The 15958-nt window shown below is 65.9% G+C and carries 15 protein-coding genes; 9 read left to right on the forward strand and 6 right to left on the reverse strand.

The window, feature by feature from the left end:
* The first annotated feature begins 116 nt into the window (after positions 1-116).
* The 9 genes from sucD to BG023_RS11210 all read left to right on the forward strand — a co-directional run bounded on the left by sucD (position 117) and on the right by BG023_RS11210 (position 10592).
* Positions 117-1007 carry a succinate--CoA ligase subunit alpha gene (sucD, locus tag BG023_RS11170; RefSeq protein ID WP_069310521.1) on the forward strand — a complete coding sequence of 297 codons (891 nt, stop codon included), beginning with the start codon at positions 117-119 and terminating at the stop codon, positions 1005-1007.
* Positions 1008-1077: 70 nt separating this feature from the next.
* On the forward strand, positions 1078-3873 hold the full coding sequence (locus BG023_RS11175; RefSeq protein WP_069310522.1) for a 2-oxoglutarate dehydrogenase E1 component: 2796 nt from the start codon (positions 1078-1080) through the stop codon (positions 3871-3873).
* A gap of 52 nt (positions 3874-3925) precedes the next feature.
* Positions 3926-5173, forward strand: a complete 1248-nt coding sequence (gene odhB / locus BG023_RS11180; RefSeq protein WP_069310523.1) for a 2-oxoglutarate dehydrogenase complex dihydrolipoyllysine-residue succinyltransferase — start codon at positions 3926-3928, stop codon at positions 5171-5173.
* A gap of 39 nt (positions 5174-5212) precedes the next feature.
* Positions 5213-5503: a GIY-YIG nuclease family protein gene (locus BG023_RS11185; RefSeq protein ID WP_199797148.1), complete on the forward strand. Its 291-nt coding sequence runs from the start codon at positions 5213-5215 to the stop codon at positions 5501-5503.
* Between the two features lie 87 nt (positions 5504-5590).
* The gene (gene lpdA, locus BG023_RS11190; RefSeq protein WP_069311284.1) at positions 5591-7009 is read left to right on the forward strand and encodes a dihydrolipoyl dehydrogenase; all 1419 of its coding nucleotides are present in this window, start codon (positions 5591-5593) and stop codon (positions 7007-7009) included.
* Between the two features lie 10 nt (positions 7010-7019).
* Positions 7020-7847 carry a hypothetical protein gene (locus BG023_RS11195; protein ID WP_150122864.1) on the forward strand — a complete coding sequence of 276 codons (828 nt, stop codon included), beginning with the start codon at positions 7020-7022 and terminating at the stop codon, positions 7845-7847.
* A 28-nt stretch (positions 7848-7875) separates the two neighbouring features.
* Positions 7876-9234 (forward strand): amidase family protein, encoded by a 1359-nt coding sequence (locus BG023_RS11200; RefSeq protein WP_069310525.1) that lies wholly within the window; start codon positions 7876-7878, stop codon positions 9232-9234.
* A 24-nt stretch (positions 9235-9258) separates the two neighbouring features.
* Positions 9259-9951, forward strand: coding sequence for a PepSY domain-containing protein (locus BG023_RS11205; protein WP_069310526.1), 693 nt, complete (start codon positions 9259-9261; stop codon positions 9949-9951).
* Complete coding sequence (locus BG023_RS11210) at positions 9948-10592, forward strand: trimeric intracellular cation channel family protein (protein WP_069310527.1); 645 nt, start codon at positions 9948-9950, stop codon at positions 10590-10592. The genes BG023_RS11205 and BG023_RS11210 overlap by 4 nt, the downstream gene beginning before the upstream one ends.
* Here BG023_RS11210 and BG023_RS11215 read toward each other — a convergent pair.
* From BG023_RS11215 to rpsK, 6 genes are all read right to left on the reverse strand, one after another.
* The gene (locus BG023_RS11215) at positions 10589-11443 is read right to left on the reverse strand and encodes a hypothetical protein (RefSeq protein WP_069310528.1); all 855 of its coding nucleotides are present in this window, start codon (positions 11441-11443) and stop codon (positions 10589-10591) included. The two genes, BG023_RS11210 and BG023_RS11215, sit on opposite strands and share 4 nt — an antisense overlap.
* A 197-nt stretch (positions 11444-11640) precedes the next feature.
* Positions 11641-12204, reverse strand: a complete 564-nt coding sequence (locus tag BG023_RS11220; protein ID WP_069310529.1) for a hypothetical protein — start codon at positions 12202-12204, stop codon at positions 11641-11643.
* 139 nt (positions 12205-12343) lie between these two features.
* Complete coding sequence (locus BG023_RS11225) at positions 12344-13747, reverse strand: serine hydrolase domain-containing protein (RefSeq protein WP_069310530.1); 1404 nt, start codon at positions 13745-13747, stop codon at positions 12344-12346.
* Positions 13748-13850: 103 nt separating this feature from the next.
* Positions 13851-14267 carry a 50S ribosomal protein L17 gene (gene rplQ / locus BG023_RS11230; RefSeq protein WP_069310531.1) on the reverse strand — a complete coding sequence of 139 codons (417 nt, stop codon included), beginning with the start codon at positions 14265-14267 and terminating at the stop codon, positions 13851-13853.
* A 116-nt stretch (positions 14268-14383) separates the two neighbouring features.
* Positions 14384-15439 carry a DNA-directed RNA polymerase subunit alpha gene (locus tag BG023_RS11235; RefSeq protein WP_069310532.1) on the reverse strand — a complete coding sequence of 352 codons (1056 nt, stop codon included), beginning with the start codon at positions 15437-15439 and terminating at the stop codon, positions 14384-14386.
* Between the two features lie 127 nt (positions 15440-15566).
* A complete protein-coding gene (gene rpsK / locus BG023_RS11240; RefSeq protein ID WP_017666383.1) occupies positions 15567-15956 on the reverse strand; it encodes a 30S ribosomal protein S11 in 390 nt (129 codons plus the stop codon).
* Between the last annotated feature and the right edge of the window lie 2 nt (positions 15957-15958).

The following is a 15958-nucleotide window of genomic DNA, read 5'->3' on the forward strand; positions in this document are numbered from 1 at the left end:
ATGGAGACTCAAGGCAACTCGGAAAGGGGTGCCTGTACATCTTCACTTACATCTCGTCGGGGTGCGCAATCGGCGTCGCGGCTTCTCATTTCCTCAACAGTCTTAAGGTCTGAAACATGTCCATCCTCGTAAACAAAGACACCAAGGTCATCACCCAGGGGATGACCGGCAACACCGGCACCTTCCACACCCAGGCCGCGCTTGATTACGGGACGCAGATGGTCGCGGGCGTGACGCCGGGCAAGGGTGGCACCACCCATATCGGCATTCCGCAGTTCGACACCGTGCGCGAAGCCAAGGCTGCGACCGGCGCGACTGCCTCGTGCATTTACGTGCCGCCGCCGTTCGCGGCTGACGCGATCTGCGAAGCCATCGATGCCGAAATCGAGCTGATCATCTGCATCACCGAGGGCATTCCGGTGCTCGACATGGTCCGCGCCAAGCGCGCGCTCGCAGGCTCGAAGTCGCGCCTCATCGGCCCCAACTGCCCCGGCGTGCTGACCCCCAACGAGTGCAAGATCGGCATCATGCCGGCCAACATCTTCAAGAAAGGCTCGGTCGGCATCGTCTCGCGCTCGGGCACGCTCACCTATGAAGCCGTGCACCAGACCACCATGGCGGGCCTCGGCCAGACCACTGCGGTCGGCATCGGCGGCGATCCGGTCAACGGCACCAACTTCATCGACGTGCTCGACCTGTTCCTCGACGATCCGGAAACCGAAAGCATCATCATGATCGGCGAAATCGGCGGTAGCGCCGAAGAAGAAGCCGCCGCCTTCATCAAGGCCGAACGCGCCAAGGGCCGTTCGAAGCCGATGGTCGGCTTCATCGCCGGGCGTACCGCCCCTCCGGGCCGCCGCATGGGCCACGCTGGTGCCATCGTCAGCGGCGGTCAGGGCGGCGCCGAAGACAAGATCGCGGCGATGGAAGATGCGGGCATCCGCGTCAGCCCCTCGCCCTCGCTGCTCGGCGAAACGCTGGCCGCGATGCTGAAAGAAAACGCCTGAGTTAACGACCAACGGCCCCCGGCGTCCTAACCGGCGGGGGCCATCCTTTCTCCTCCCCAGGAGTCCCGACATGGGCAACGAAACGCAGAACTTCATCCCCGCCTTGACCGATCAGGAAGGCCCGCAGCCCGGCCCTTCGTGGGCCAAGCGCGGCTGGCTCGACACGCTGGCGGACAGCGGCGCGGACCTCGTGGCCGCGATGGACCCGACCGAGATGAAGCTCGCCCTCGCCAAGGCGGCGAAGGATGCCGGCAAGGCAGCTGACCCGCAGGCTATCGAGAAGGCTGCCAAGCTTTCGATCGCCGCGATGACGCTCGTTCGCCTTTACCGCGTGCGCGGCCACATGGCCGCCGACCTCGATCCGCTGGGTCTCAGCAATCGCGAAGGCCCGGCCGACCTGACGCTCGAATGGCACGGCCTTGCGGGCAAGGAGAACGAGGACGTCTATGTCGGCGGCGTGCTCGGCATGGAATGGACCACGGTCGGCAAGCTCCACCAGCGCCTGCGCGAAGTGTACTGCGGCAAGGTCGGCCTTGAATACATGCACATCGCCGACACCGAGGAGCGCCGCTTCCTTCAGGACAAGTTCGAAAAGCCCGGCGAGACCATCCAGTTCACCCCCGAGGGCAAGAAGGCGATCCTTGCCGCGGTGCTGCGCGGGGAAGGCTACGAGGAATTCCTCGCCAAGAAGTATGTCGGCACCAAACGCTTCGGCCTTGATGGCGGCGAATCCATGATCCCGGCGCTGGAAGCCGTGATCAAGCACGGCGGCAGCGCGGGCGTGCGCGAGATCATCTACGGCATGGCCCACCGCGGCCGCCTTAACGTGCTCGCCAACGTGATGGCCAAGCCTTACCGCGTGATCTTCCACGAATTCTCGGGCGGTTCGGCCAATCCCGATGATGTCGGCGGTTCGGGCGATGTGAAGTACCACCTCGGCACCTCCACCGACCGCGAGTTTGACGGCATTTCGGTGCACATGAGCCTCGTGCCCAACCCCTCGCACCTCGAGACGGTGAACCCGGTGGTGCTCGGCAAGACGCGCGCCCAGCAGGCGATCCGCGATGACCTCAAGACCAAGAGCCAGGTGCTCCCCGTGCTGATCCACGGCGATGCCGCCTTCGCGGGTCAGGGCGTGGTGTGGGAAAGCCTCTCGCTTTCGGGCGTGCCGGGTTACGATACCGGCGGCTGCGTCCACTTCATCATCAACAACCAGATCGGCTTCACCACCTCGCCCAAGTTCGCGCGCTCCTCGCCCTACCCGAGCGATGTCGCCAAGGGCGTGATGGCGCCGATCCTCCATGTGAACGGCGATGATCCCGAAGCCGTGACCTTCGCGTGCAAGCTTGCGGTCGAATACCGCCAAACCTTCCACCGCGACGTGGTGATCGACATGTGGTGCTATCGCCGCTTCGGCCACAACGAAGGCGACGAGCCCAAGTTCACCCAGCCGCTGATGTACGACAAGATCCGCGCCCACCCCAAGGTCAGCGTTTCCTATGAAGCGCGGCTGGTGCGTGAAGGCGTGGTCGCCCCCGGCACCCGCGAGGCAATCGCCAACGAGTTCACCGCGTTGCTCGAAGGCGAGTTCGAGGCCGGCAAGAGCTACAAGCCCAACGAGGCCGACTGGTTCGGCGGTCGCTGGTCGGGGCTCAACAAGCCCGCCGATCCCGAAACCGCGCGCCGCAGCGTGGAAACCGCGATCGAGCCCAAGGTGCTGGATTCGCTCGGCCGCGTGCTGACCGAAGTCCCCGCCGATCTCGACATCCACAAGACGCTCGACCGCGTGCTCGCCGCCAAGCGTGACATGTTCAGCACGGGCGAAGGCTTCGACTGGGCGACGGCCGAGGCGCTCGCTTTCGGCAGCCTCGTGATGGAAGGCTACGGCGTGCGCCTGTCGGGTCAGGATTCGGGCCGCGGCACCTTCTCGCAGCGCCATGCGGTTTGGGTCGACCAGAAGACCGAACGCAAATACGTGCCGCTCACCACGCTGCCGCATGGCAAGTTCGAGGTGTATGATTCAACGCTGTCGGAATACGGCGTGCTCGGCTTCGAATATGGCTTCGCGATGGCCGATCCCAAGAGCCTTGTCTTGTGGGAGGCCCAGTTCGGCGACTTCGCCAACGGCGCGCAGATCATGATCGACCAGTATATCGCTGCCGGCGAGGCCAAGTGGCTGCGCGCCAACGGCCTCGTGATGCTGCTGCCGCACGGTTACGAAGGGCAAGGGCCGGAGCACTCCTCCGCGCGGCTCGAGCGCTTCCTCCAGCTGTGCGCCGACGACAATATGTGCGTGTGCAACATCACATCGCCGGCGAACTACTTCCACGTGCTGCGCCGCCAGATGCTGCGGTCTTTCCGCAAGCCGCTTATCATCATGAGCCCCAAGTCGCTGCTGCGCCACCCGATGGCCAAGAGCAGCCGCGAGGAGTTCCTCGGTGATCGCCAGTTCCGGCGCATCCTGTCCGACCCCAAGACGATTGCCGACGACAAGGTGCGGCGTCTGGTGCTGTGTTCGGGCAAGGTCGCCTATGACCTGATCGAAGCGCGCGATGCGGCGGGACAAGAGGACGTGTCGATCGTCCGGATCGAACAGCTCTTCCCCTTCCCCGGCGATCCGCTGGCGCTGCGCCTGTCGCGCATGACCAACCTCAAGGAGGTCGTGTGGTGTCAGGAAGAACCGCGCAACAACGGCGCATGGTTCTTCGTCAACGAGCGCATCGAGGAATCGCTGACCAAGGCAGGCCATACCGGCATGCGTCCGACCTATGCCGGTCGCAACGCCTCGGCCTCGCCCGCCACGGGTCTCGCCAGCCGTCACAAGGCCCAGCAGGAGGCGCTGATCGCCGCCGCTCTGGGTCAGTAACCGACCGACCGTCTTCATACGAAATACAAGCAAGTTTCAGGAACCCGTTCCAATGGCCACCGAAATCAAAGTCCCCGTTCTCGGCGAATCCGTCACCGAAGGCACCATCGCCGAATGGCTGAAGCAGCCGGGCGAAGCGGTCGCTGCCGATGAACCCATCGCCAGCCTCGAAACCGACAAGGTCGCGGTCGATGTGCCCTCGCCTGTGGCGGGCGTCATGTCGCAGCACATGGTCGCAGTGGGCGACACGGTCGAAGTCGGCGCGGTGATCGCGATCATCGAGGAAGGTGCGACTGCTGGTGCTGCTGCTCCCGCTGCCGCCCCAGCAGCTGCTGCCGCGAAGGCCGAGCCTGCCCCGGCACCCGCTGCCTCGGAAGAGCTGCTCACCCCTGCCCAGACCATGTCGCCCGCGGTGCGCCGCGCGGTGCTGGAACACGGAGTTGATCCCTCGACCATCAAGGGCACCGGCAAGGATGGCCGCCTGACCAAGGAAGACGTGCTCGCCGCCGCCGAAGCCAAGGCCAAGGGTACCCCTGCCCCCGCGGCTGCTGCGGCTCCGGCCACTGCGGCTCCCGCAGCCGCCGCTCCGGCTGGCGCGGGTCGCAACTCCGAGCGCGTCAAGATGACCCGCATGCGCCAGACCATCGCCAAGCGGCTGAAGGGCGCGCAGGAACAGGCCGCGCTGCTCACCACCTTCAACGATGTGGACATGAGCGCGGTCATCGAAGCGCGCGACAAGTACAAGGACCTGTTCGCCAAGAAGCACGACATCCGCCTTGGCTTCATGGGCTTCTTCGCCAAGGCCGCGTGCCTCGCGCTGAAGGATGTGCCGGCGGTCAACGCCTATATCGACGGCGACGAGATCGTCTATCACGACTATGTCGACATCTCGGTCGCGGTTTCGGCCCCCAACGGCCTCGTCGTGCCCGTGATCCGCGATGCCGACAAGAAGGGCTTTGCCCGGATCGAGCAGGACATCGCCGATTTCGGCGCGCGCGCGAAGGCCGGCACGCTGACCATGGAAGACATGACCGGCGGCACCTTCACCATCTCCAACGGCGGCGTGTTCGGCTCGCTAATGTCGACCCCGATCATCAACCCGCCGCAGAGCGCGGTGCTGGGCCTCCACCGCATCGAAGACCGTCCGGTCGTGCGTAACGGCCAGATCGTGATCCGCCCGATGATGTATCTCGCGCTGTCCTACGACCACCGCCTGATCGACGGGCGCGAGGCGGTGACGGCGCTCAAGATCATCAAGGAAGCGATCGAAGATCCGACGCGGATGCTGATTGATTTGTAAGGAGTTGTGCGCTCCTGCGAAAGCAGGAGCCCATGCCGCATGAAGGAGGGATGGCTCTATCTGCTGGCCAGCAAACGTAACGGTACCCTTTACCTCGGCGTGACCAGCGATTTGCGCCAGCGCATCTGGCAACACCGCGAGGGACTGATCGAAGGGTTTTCGAAGCGCTATGGCTGCAAGACCCTTGTGTGGTGCGCACACTATCCCAACTTGCATGATGCACGCGCCCGCGAAGTACAGATGAAGGCCTGGAAGCGGGCATGGAAGATTGAATTGATCGAAAAGGATAATCCGGAGTGGCGTGATCTCTGGCCTGACATAAATCAGTGATCTCCTGCAAAAGCAGGAGTCCGGGGCCCCGACTTGCCGCGCTGTCTGGGTTCCTGCTTTCGCAGGAACGCACACTTGGAGTTCGAAATGGCTGAGAATTACGATTACGACGTCCTGATCATCGGTGCCGGCCCCGGCGGTTATGTCGCGGCGATCCGCGCCGCGCAGCTCGGGCTGAAGACCGCCTGCGTCGAAAGCCGCGAAACGCTGGGCGGGACTTGCCTCAACGTCGGGTGCATTCCCTCCAAGGCGCTGCTCCACGGCTCGGAAAAGTTCGCCGAGGCTGCCGAAGGCACGCTCGCGCGCTACGGCGTGAAGCTCGGCAAGGTCGAGCTCGATCTGGCGGCACTCCAGGCCGACAAGGCCGATGCGGTCAAGGGCCTGACCGGCGGGATCGAGTTCCTGTTCAAGAAGAACAAGGTCGATTGGCTCAAGGGCCACGGCACCTTCAAGGACGCGCACACCGTCACCGTTGCGGGCAAGGATTACACCGCCAAGGAAATCGTGATCGCGACCGGTTCGAGCGTCACCCCCCTGCCCGGCGTCGAGATCGACAACGACAAGGGGCTGATCGTCGACAGCACCGGCGCGCTGGCGCTGGACCGTGTGCCGGATCACCTCGTGGTGATCGGCGGCGGGGTGATCGGCCTCGAAATGGGCTCGGTCTGGAAGCGTTTGGGCGCCAAGGTCACCGTGGTCGAATTCCTCGACCAGCTGCTGCCCGGCATGGACGGCGACGTCCGCAAGGAAGCCGCCAGGATCTTCAAGAAGCAAGGGCTCGAACTGAAGCTCGGCACCAAGGTCACCGGCGCGGTGGTCAAGGGCAAGAAGGTCACGCTCACCACTGAACCGGCCAAGGGCGGTGCGGCCGAAACGATCGAGGCCGATTGCGTCCTCGTCGCTATTGGTCGGCGTCCCAACACGCAGGGCCTCGGCCTCGAAAACATCGGCCTCGAAGTGAACGCGCGCGGCCAGATCGAAACGGGCCACGACTTCCGCACCAAGGTGGACGGCGTGCGCGCGATCGGCGACGTGATCCCCGGCCCGATGCTGGCGCACAAGGCCGAAGACGAAGGCGTTGCCGTGGCCGAATATATCGCCACCGGAACCGGCATCGTGAACCATGATGTGATCCCCGGCGTGGTCTATACCATGCCCGAATTCGCAGGCGTTGGCCTGACCGAAGAGCAGGCCCGCGAACAGGCGGCGGCTTCGGGCAGCGAAATCAAGGTCGGCAAGTTCGCGATGCTGGCCAACAGCCGCGCCAAGACCAACCACGAGCCCGACGGCTTCGTGAAGGTGATCGCCGATGCCAAGACCGACAAGGTGCTGGGCGTCTGGGCCATCGCCTCGGTCGCGGGCACGATGATCGCCGAGGCCGCGCTCGCCATGGAATTCGGCGCGACCAGCGAAGACATCGCCTACACCTGCCACGCGCACCCGACCCACGCCGAAGCCTTGAAGGAAGCGGCAATGGCGGTGCAGGGCAAGCCGATCCACATGTGATTCGGCAGGGGTGAGCACGCCGATCCCTGATCGCTGGAAGCTCACCCTGCCACTCATGCTGCCTGTCTTGGGCGGCCTTGCTTACCTGCAGACCTTCGGAGCGCCTTCGCGGCTGATCGTGATCAATGCGCTCGCGCTCGTGTTCGCGCTGGCGTGGACGCTGTGGGGGCGCGTGCCGTCGCAGCGCGGCGGGAGGCTGGCGCTCGCGGGCCTGATGGCGTTCGGCCTGTTTCTTCCCCTGTTGCTGCAACTGGATGCGGGCGGCGTATCGCGCTGGATTCCGCTCGGCCCGGTGCTGATGCACTCGGGCACGCTGCTCTTGCCGCTTCTGATCGTGCTGACCGCGCGCGAGCCGCGCCTTGGCCCGGCGATCCTCGGGTTGGCGCTGCTGGCGCTGGGATTGCAGCCCGATGCCGGCACGCTGCTCGGCCTTACCGCCGCGACCGCTGCGCTTGCGGTGACACAGCGCAGCACGCTTTTCGCGCTGGTTTCCGGCGCGGCCCTTGTCCTGACGCTGGCGACCTTCGGTGCGGGCACGCTGGAGCCGCAGGCGTTCACCGAGGGCGTTCTTGCACAGGTCTGGGCCGCTGCCCCCCTGCTCGCGCTGGGGCTCGGTGCGGCGCTGTTAGTCGCGCCTGCGTGGCTGCTCTACCGCAACCTCCACGTTCCGCGCGCCGAAGGTTACGCCCTGGCTGCGCTGCTGGCGGGATTGGGCGTGGCTGCGATACTTGCCCCCTTCCCCTTTCCGCTGATCGGCTACGGAGCCTCGCCGATCCTCGGCTTCGGACTGGCCCTGGGCGCTCTTGGGAGGCTTTCGCCCGCCCGCGAGAGCCGCTAGACCCCATCGCTGAGGGGAGAATTGACGCATGACCTATCCGCAGCTGACCGACAAACCCGGCGCGCTGGCGACTGCTGCGGCCATCCGCGCAGGCACGATGAGCGTTGCCGAGGCGGTCGATGCCGCGATCACCCGGGTCGAAAAGCTCGACGGCGCGATCAACGCACTCGCGGTTCCGAACTTCGAGCAGGCTTACAAGGCCGCCGAAGCGATGGATGCCGCCGGGCCTGCCGAAGGCCAACCGCTGTTCGGCGTGCCGATGACGATCAAGGAAAGCTTCGATGTCGCGGGCCTGCCGACGACCTTCGGCCACCCGCAATACAAGGACCAGATGGCCACCCGTGATGCGCTGCTGGTGCGGCGGCTGAAGGCGGCGGGCGCGATCATCATCGGCAAGACCAACGTGCCGGTCGATCTCACCGACTGGCAGAGCTTCAACCCGGTCTATGGCCGCACCACCAACCCGCACAATGCCGAGCGGTCCCCCGGCGGATCATCCGGCGGCAGCGCTGCGGCGGTCGCCAGCGGCATGGTGGCCTGCGATTACGGCACCGACATTGGCGGGTCGGTGCGCGTGCCGGCGCATTTCTGCGGCGTGTGGGGCCACAAGACCACCTGGGGCCTCGTCCCCAAGACCGGCCATGATCATCCGTCCATGTCGCGGCGCGAGGGCTTTGTCGCGGCAGCCGATGGCCCGCTCAGCATTGCCGGCCCGCTGGCGCGCAATCCGCAGGATCTTGCCGTGCTGACCGAAGCCGGTGCCGAATTTCCGCTGCGCCGCCGCGCCAAGCCGCTCAAGGACTGCCGCCTGCTGGCGATCACGCAGCTCCCCGGTGCCCCGGTCGATGCGAGCGTGCTTGAGCCGACCGAAGCCGCGCTTGAAGCGCTGGCCCGCGCCGGCGTTACCATCGATCGCGCCAGCGACCTGCTGCCCGACCAGCCGCTGCATTACCGCAGCTATCTCAAGATGATGAACATCGTCATGTCGGGCGGTGCCCCCGCGCCCGATGGCAAGCAGGCGACCGCCCGCGACTGGTTCACACTGATGAATGCGCAGGCGACGGCAATCGCTCAATGGGAAGCGCTGTTCGAAACCTATGACTTCGTGCTCGCCCCGCCCGCTCCGGTGCTCGCTCTGCCGCACTCTGACAAGGCGGTGTTCCGCGGGACGATCGCGATCAACGGCACCGAGGAATCGGGTGCCAGCGGGCTGATGTGGTCGGGCATGGCAACCTTCCCCGGCCTGCCTTCAACCATCGTGCCGATCGGCTCGGGCACCTATCTCGGCGCGGAACTGCCGTGCGGGATGCAGGTGATCGGCCCGCGTTGGGCCGACCTTGACTGCATCGCGGCCGCCGAAGCGATCGGGAACATCTTGCACCGCTGAACGGGCGCGGCCAAGGAACGGCACATGGCCCGCAAACCGCTCATGCTCACCCTTGCCAAATGGCACATCTGGCTCGGCTGGCTGGTCGGGGTGCCGATTGTCATGTGGCTGGCGACCGGCCTGTTGATGGTGGCCCGCCCGATCGAGACCGTGCGCGGTGATCACCTGCGCCGCGAGGTAGCCGAGCAGCCGCTGGTCATCCAAGGCAGCGCCCTCGCTGCGCCCGATGCCGGGCTCAAGGATATGCACGCAGTGATGCAGGATGGCCGCGCGGTGGCGATCCTGACGACGCTCAAGGGCGAGGTTCGGCGGGTCGATCTGGCGACCGGCACAGCTCTGCCCCCGCTCGATGCTGCCGCCGCCCGCGCGCTGGTCGCCCGGCGCATCATCGGCGGCGATGCGGTCGAGCGGGTGACGCTGTTCCCGGCAGACCGCACCCCGTTCGATTTCCGCCAGCCGCTCGCGGTGTGGCAGGTGCAGCTGGCCGACGGCACCAACATCTATGTCGGGCGCGACACCGGCGAGATCGAGGCAGTGCGCACCCGCTGGTGGCGCGCCTTCGACTTCGCCTGGGGTCTTCACATCATGGACCTGTCCGAACGCGAGGACACCAGCCACCCGATCCTGATCATCTTCGCCGCGATTGCGCTCGCCGGAGCGGTGATCGGCTGCGTGTTGATGTTCCGCCGCCGCAAGGCGCGGGTCAGCGCACCGTGACCCCGACAGTCCTCACCCCGATCCTCGATCTGCTCGACCTTGCCGGCATCGCCCTTTTCGCGCTGTCGGGCGCGGTGCTGGCGGCGCGGCTCAGGCAGACCTTTGTGACGATGGCATTCTTCGCGCTGGTAACGGGGGTCGGCGGCGGCACGGTGCGCGATCTGCTGATCGGTGCGCCGGTGTTCTGGATCGGCGATCCGTGGGTGGCGGCGGTGTGCCTCGGCACGGCGCTGATCGCGTGGTTCACCCCCGTCCGCTGGTGGCAGGGCAAAGGGTTCGACTATGCCGACGGCGCGGGCCTTGCCGCCTATGCCGTGCTCGGCAGCGCCAAGGCACTCGCATACGGCGTGCCGCCCGTGCCCGCCGCGCTGATGGGGGTGATCACCGGCTGCGTCGGCGGGATCATCCGCGATGTGGTCGCAGGCCGCCCGTCGATCATCATGAGCCCCGAACTCTACGTCACCCCCGCCGCGCTCAGCGCCGCGCTGACCGTTGCGGGAATGCTCGCCGCAGCAACGCTCGGCCTGACCGACGCCGCCGCATGGGGCCTTGCCTTTGCCTGCGGCTTTGCCCTGCGCAGCGCCGCGATCCGGTGGGAATGGGGCTTGCCGAGCTACGGCGGAGGCAGGTCGGGCGCTTAGCCCCCGTTCGCTTCCTCGGCCGTTTCGGGGATCACCTCGCCCGGGATCGGGCCACCGGGATAGGCAGGAGCCGCTTCAGGACGGGGCGACATCGGCGCAAGCGCGGTCTGCGATGCTGGAGCCGTCAACGGCTGCGCTTCGGGCGCGAGCGCCGCGCGCGCAGCGGCATAGCGCTCGTCGCTCCACTGGCCATCGGCGCGCGGGGCCGTCGACAGCGGCGCGTCAGCCATGCCGATGTCGGTCAGCCCGTTGCCGTAATCGACCCCGTCGATCTGTCCGTTGTTGCCGATGCGGCACTGGAAGGGCGAGCCGTTGAACAGCGCGCCGCTGACGACCCAGCCCACGCTGGTGCGCTCGACATTGTCGACCGTATCCACCCGCACATCGCGCTCGATCCGGTCGAGGCACATATTCACCGCATTATCGAGGCCCGATGCCCCTGTGCCGCGCGGGCCGGTGCGGCGGTCGTCCAGACGGCGGTCATCGCGGCGATCCCAGTCGCGCTGGTCTCGCTCGACGATCACCACGTCGCGGTCCCGCTCGCGGCGATTGTTGGAATTGGCGATAGCGGCAATCCCGCCGAGGATAACCGCGCCGATCAGCACGTCGCCCGCATCGATGCGGTTGCGCCGCCAGCCACGCCGTCCCCAGCCGCCACCACAACCCCAGCGGCGGCAGTGATAGCCCGCGACGCTGTCAGCCGGATCAAAGCGGCTGTAATCGAGCGAGAACGCAGTGCTCGCGGGCGTGGAGAGCCCGGCGGGAAGCGTAGCAGCGGATGCGGGGGCAGCGGCGAATGTGGTGCCGGCAAGCACGCCGGCCAGCGCCAGCGCACGGACGTTCAGAGCCATGAAGCTCACTCCTGTTCAGTTGCGAGCGCCCACCAATCGCCCTGATGGATGCCGGATTAACCAGAGCAGGCTTGCGCGGGGCTGAACAATCGGTGCGCCGCACAGAAAAACCGCCCCGCCGACCTTTGAGGTTGGCGGGGCGGCTGAAGGTCTCGCGCAAAGGGGGAGAGGGAGAATTTGCGCGAGCAGGGAGCTTGTCAGCGCAGGCCGCGGATGCCGCCGAATTCGACAACCGGTGCGCCGCGACCATCGACCCAGCAGCTGAAGCGGCCGGTGTCATGCCCACGGCGGTTCCACCCGCCGCCAACTTCGATCCGGCCGCGCACGCGCAGACCATCACGGGTGCGATCAATGTCGCGGACGTCGATCACGTCGGCATAGCGGTAGCCGCCGAAGCGACGCGCCTGGTTCTCGGCGGCGCGCACGCAGCGCTCAACCGCCGCCCGCGGGCTGCCGCGGAAGCCATAGCCATCGTGATCCCAGCGACCGCCGCGGTCCCAGCGACCATCGCGGTCCCAGCGATCATCACGATCCCAGCGGTCACGATCATTGTCGAAGGCACCGGCCAGCGCGGCGATACCGCCGATCACGACCGCCCCGGCGATCACCTCGCCAGCGCTGATCCCGCCGCGATCACGATCACGATGGTCATCGGCCATCGCCGGAGTGACGGAGGCAGCAGTCAGCGCGGTGGCAGCGACCGCGCCGAGCGAAAGCCGGGCCAGTTTGCCGAAGGCCAGTCGGTTGGTCTTGGTGGTCATCAGTTTAGTCCTCGTCTGGCACTGCGAGCTGGATTGCCTGCGGTGTCGAGGACTGAATGCGCGATTCGCGCTGAGGCTTGGCTGAATTGACCTTGCAGGAAATGTTAATGAAAATGGCGAATTTTATGAATGGCCCTGCTCAGTCCGCAGGAAGCGCGGCAAGCACATCGCGGGTAAAGGCCGCGATATCGAACCGCGCACCCACCGGATCCTCGCCCCGCCGAACGATCACCACCTTCCGCGAGGGGACGATCACCACATATTGCCCGCGGTTCCCGTTGGCCGTGAATGTGTCGGGCGGAACACCCTCTTCCTTGTTCATCAGCCAGAACCCCGCCCCATAGCCAAACGTGCCGGTTGTCGGCTGCGGGCCGCTCGGGGTGGTGACATATTTCACCCAGCCTTCCGGCAGGATCCGCTCGCCGGAGGCGGTCACCCCGTCGTTCAGATAAAGCTCGCCGAAGGCCGCCAGATCGCGTGCGGTGCTCCACACTTGCGAGGACAGCACGTAATCGCCCTTCCAGTCGGTTTCGGCGACCGTGTGCTTCATGCCGATCTTGGCGAAGAGCTCGCGCGGCGGATAGAAATCGAGCCACGGGCCGATCGCCTTGATCGCCAGCAGCGTATCATTGTTGGCATAGCGAAAAACGGTGCCCGGCTTGTAAACCACCGGCCAGGGTGTCGCGGTCTCGTTGACGCTCGACCCGCCGTAATAGAGCGGATCGGTGCGATTGCCCGGCGTGTCGGAATAGCGCCCGGTCGCCATGCGCAGGGCGTGATCGATGGTGATCGCGTTGCGTGGCTCGTTCGCCCCGCCGCCCACCCAGGAATTGAGATTGATGGGATCATCGACGCTGATTTCGCCCGCCATGACCGCCGCCCCGACCAGCGTCGCCGCGATACTCTTTGCGACCGAGAAGGTGCGTTGCGGGGTGCTGGCATCAAAGCCGGGGGCATATTCCTCGGCGGCGCTGGTGCCCTCGTCCAGCACAATCACCGCCGTGGTCCGCGCGCCCTTGCCGTAGGCAGTGCCGTCTAGGGCATTGCCGATCACCGCTTCGAGCTGGTGCCGGATCATGACCTTGATCGGACGCCCATCATTGGCCGGCGCTGCCAGCGCTGGCTTGCGCGGCACGGACTGACCCGGATTGCTCGCATCCTCGCGCGCGCCGATGGGGAGGATCGAGCAGCCGGTATCGGGTCCGTAATAGGCGGCGATGCGGGCGGGCATGTCCTCGGCCCATTTCACCGCGACATGGGCGATCTGGCCGCTGGGACGGCGGATAATGTCGAACGGCAGTTCGCCGACCACGCCGTCCATTGGTGCCTGAATGCCGGTCAGCTCCCACGCGGCGACGCTGTCAGGCGTGCGTGTGGTGCCATTGGCCTCGGCATTGGCGATCGCCCCGCACAGCATCAGTGCCTTGTAACCGGCCGCCAGCGCCCGATTATAGCGGGCGTCGAGGGCATCCTGCTCGGACTGCGCGGTTGCGGGAGCGGAGGCGAGGAGCAGCGTGGCCGCTGCGAGAGATACGCGGATCATGGCGCGCACCCTACCCCGCAGCATCCAAAAGGAAAGGGGCCAAAAGGAAAGGGCCGGAAGCGTCCCCGCCCCGGCCCTTGCCTCTTTCGCTGCGAAGCGCGGCTTACGCGTCTTCGTATTCGTCCGACTGCACCGGGCCCGAATCCTGGCCCTTGGCGGCTTCGTCACGGTCGACCAGTTCGATGATGGCCATCTGCACCGCGTCACCAGCGCGCACGCCGGCGCGCAGAACGCGGGTGTAGCCGCCTTCGCGGTCGGCATAACGCTCGGCCAGAACGTCGAACAGCTTCTTGAGCTGCGCTTCGTCACCCAGGCGGCTCATGGCGAGACGACGGTTCGACAGGCCGCCACGCTTCGCGAGCGTGATCAGCTTTTCGAGGTAGGGGCGCAGTTCCTTCGCCTTGGGCAGCGTGGTGGTGATCTGCTCGTGCTTGATCAGCGCGGCAGCCATGTTGCGGAACAGGGCGTTGCGGTGGCCCGTCTTGCGGCCAAGCTTACGGCCCGAAATACCATGACGCATATTCTTTACTCCGTTCGAAAAGGGCCCGTGTCAGGTAGCCCAGTGCCGGTGACTGTCAGGGCCGCCACCTTCGCCCATATGGTGAACCCCCGCTTTCGCAGGGGCTCCCGAATTCATCAGCCCAAAAGCTCCTGCTCGAGCTTCTTGGCCATCTCTTCGATGTTCTCCGGCGGCCAGCCCGGGATGTCCATCCCGAGACGCAGACCCATGCTGGAGAGCACTTCCTTGATCTCGTTGAGCGACTTGCGGCCGAAGTTCGGCGTGCGCAGCATCTCGGCTTCGGTCTTCTGGACCAGATCGCCGATGTAGATGATGTTGTCGTTCTTGAGGCAGTTGGCCGAACGCACCGACAGTTCCAGCTCGTCGACCTTCTTGAGGAGGTAGCGGTTGAGCTGATTGGCGTCGCTTTCTTCGGGCTGCACGGCGTGGCCGATCATCTGGCCGACCGGCTGCGGAATGCCGTCTTCGAAGTGGACGAACAGCGTCAGCTGGTCCTGAAGGATGCGCGCGGCATAGGCCACAGCGTCTTCCGGGGTGACGGTGCCATCGGTTTCGACGGTCAGCGAGAGCTTGTCGTAGTCGAGTTCCTGCCCGACGCGGGCGTTCTCGACCTTGTAGCTCACCTGACGGACAGGCGAGTAGAGCGAGTCGACCGGGATCAGCCCGATCGGCGCGTCCACCGGACGGTTCGCCACGGCCGGCGAGTAGCCCTTGCCCGTGTCCGCGGTCAGCTCCATGTTGAGCGTCGCGCCTTCATCGAGCTGGCAGATCACCAGATCCTTGTTCATGACTTCGATGTCGCCGGTGACAGCAATGTCGCCAGCCTTCACCGCGCCCGGGCCGGTGGCCGAAAGCTGGAGCCGCTTGGGGCCTTCGCCTTCCATCTTGAGCGCGATCTGCTTCACGTTGAGCACGATGTCGGTCACGTCTTCACGCACGCCGGCAAGCGACGAGAATTCGTGGAGCACGTTCTCGATCTTGATCGAGGTGATCGCGGCGCCCTGGAGGCTGGAGAGCAGCACCCGGCGCAGCGCGTTGCCGAGCGTCAGACCAAAGCCACGCTCGAGCGGCTCGGCAACGAACGTCGCCTTGCGCTGACGATCGCCACCATCCTTGATTTCGAGGGAGTTGGGTTTCTTGAGTTCCTGCCAGTTCTTCGTATTGACGGACATGGATTTCCCCTAATTCGCCTGTGGGAGGCGGTTCACATTCTGGGCGGGCCCGATGCGCGTCAGCGTGGCGCGGCATCAGACCCGTTCGGGCAGCGACGGCACGGATTGCCGCCGCCAGCCCGGCGGATCAGACGCGGCGACGCTTGGACGGCCGGACCCCGTTGTGCGGGATCGGCGTGACGTCGCGGATCGAGGTGATGTTGAAGCCCACGGCGGCCAGGCCGCGCAGTGCGCTTTCACGACCCGAACCCGGGCCCTTCACTTCAACCTCGAGGGTGCGCACACCATGTTCGGCGGCCTTCTTGCCGGCGTCATCAGCAGCGACCTGAGCGGCATAAGGAGTCGACTTGCGGCTGCCCTTGAAGCCCATCATGCCGGCGCTGGACCAGCTGATCGCATTGCCCTGCGCATCGGTGATGGTGATCATGGTGTTGTTGAAGCTGGCGTTGATATGCGCAACGCCGCTGGTGATGTTCTTCTTGTCACGGCGCCGAATACGGCCTGGTTCGCGTGCCATCG

It is taken from the genome of Porphyrobacter sp. LM 6, from assembly GCF_001720465.1.
Lineage (GTDB): Bacteria > Pseudomonadota > Alphaproteobacteria > Sphingomonadales > Sphingomonadaceae > Erythrobacter.

Excerpts from the sequence above, each read along its gene's own strand:
- sucD (WP_069310521.1), top strand. The coding sequence starts at position 117 with ATGTCCATCCTCGTAAACAAAGACACCAAGGTCATCACCCAGGGGATG.
- BG023_RS11175 (WP_069310522.1), top strand. The coding sequence starts at position 1,078 with ATGGGCAACGAAACGCAGAACTTCATCCCCGCCTTGACCGATCAGGAA.
- odhB (WP_069310523.1), top strand. The coding sequence starts at position 3,926 with ATGGCCACCGAAATCAAAGTCCCCGTTCTCGGCGAATCCGTCACCGAA.
- BG023_RS11185 (WP_199797148.1), top strand. The coding sequence starts at position 5,213 with ATGAAGGAGGGATGGCTCTATCTGCTGGCCAGCAAACGTAACGGTACC.
- lpdA (WP_069311284.1), top strand. The coding sequence starts at position 5,591 with ATGGCTGAGAATTACGATTACGACGTCCTGATCATCGGTGCCGGCCCC.
- BG023_RS11200 (WP_069310525.1), top strand. The coding sequence starts at position 7,876 with ATGACCTATCCGCAGCTGACCGACAAACCCGGCGCGCTGGCGACTGCT.
- BG023_RS11205 (WP_069310526.1), top strand. The coding sequence starts at position 9,259 with ATGGCCCGCAAACCGCTCATGCTCACCCTTGCCAAATGGCACATCTGG.
- BG023_RS11215 (WP_069310528.1), bottom strand. The coding sequence starts at position 11,443 with ATGGCTCTGAACGTCCGTGCGCTGGCGCTGGCCGGCGTGCTTGCCGGC.
- BG023_RS11220 (WP_069310529.1), bottom strand. The coding sequence starts at position 12,204 with ATGACCACCAAGACCAACCGACTGGCCTTCGGCAAACTGGCCCGGCTT.
- BG023_RS11225 (WP_069310530.1), bottom strand. The coding sequence starts at position 13,747 with ATGATCCGCGTATCTCTCGCAGCGGCCACGCTGCTCCTCGCCTCCGCT.
- rplQ (WP_069310531.1), bottom strand. The coding sequence starts at position 14,267 with ATGCGTCATGGTATTTCGGGCCGTAAGCTTGGCCGCAAGACGGGCCAC.
- BG023_RS11235 (WP_069310532.1), bottom strand. The coding sequence starts at position 15,439 with ATGTCCGTCAATACGAAGAACTGGCAGGAACTCAAGAAACCCAACTCC.
- rpsK (WP_017666383.1), bottom strand. The coding sequence starts at position 15,956 with ATGGCACGCGAACCAGGCCGTATTCGGCGCCGTGACAAGAAGAACATC.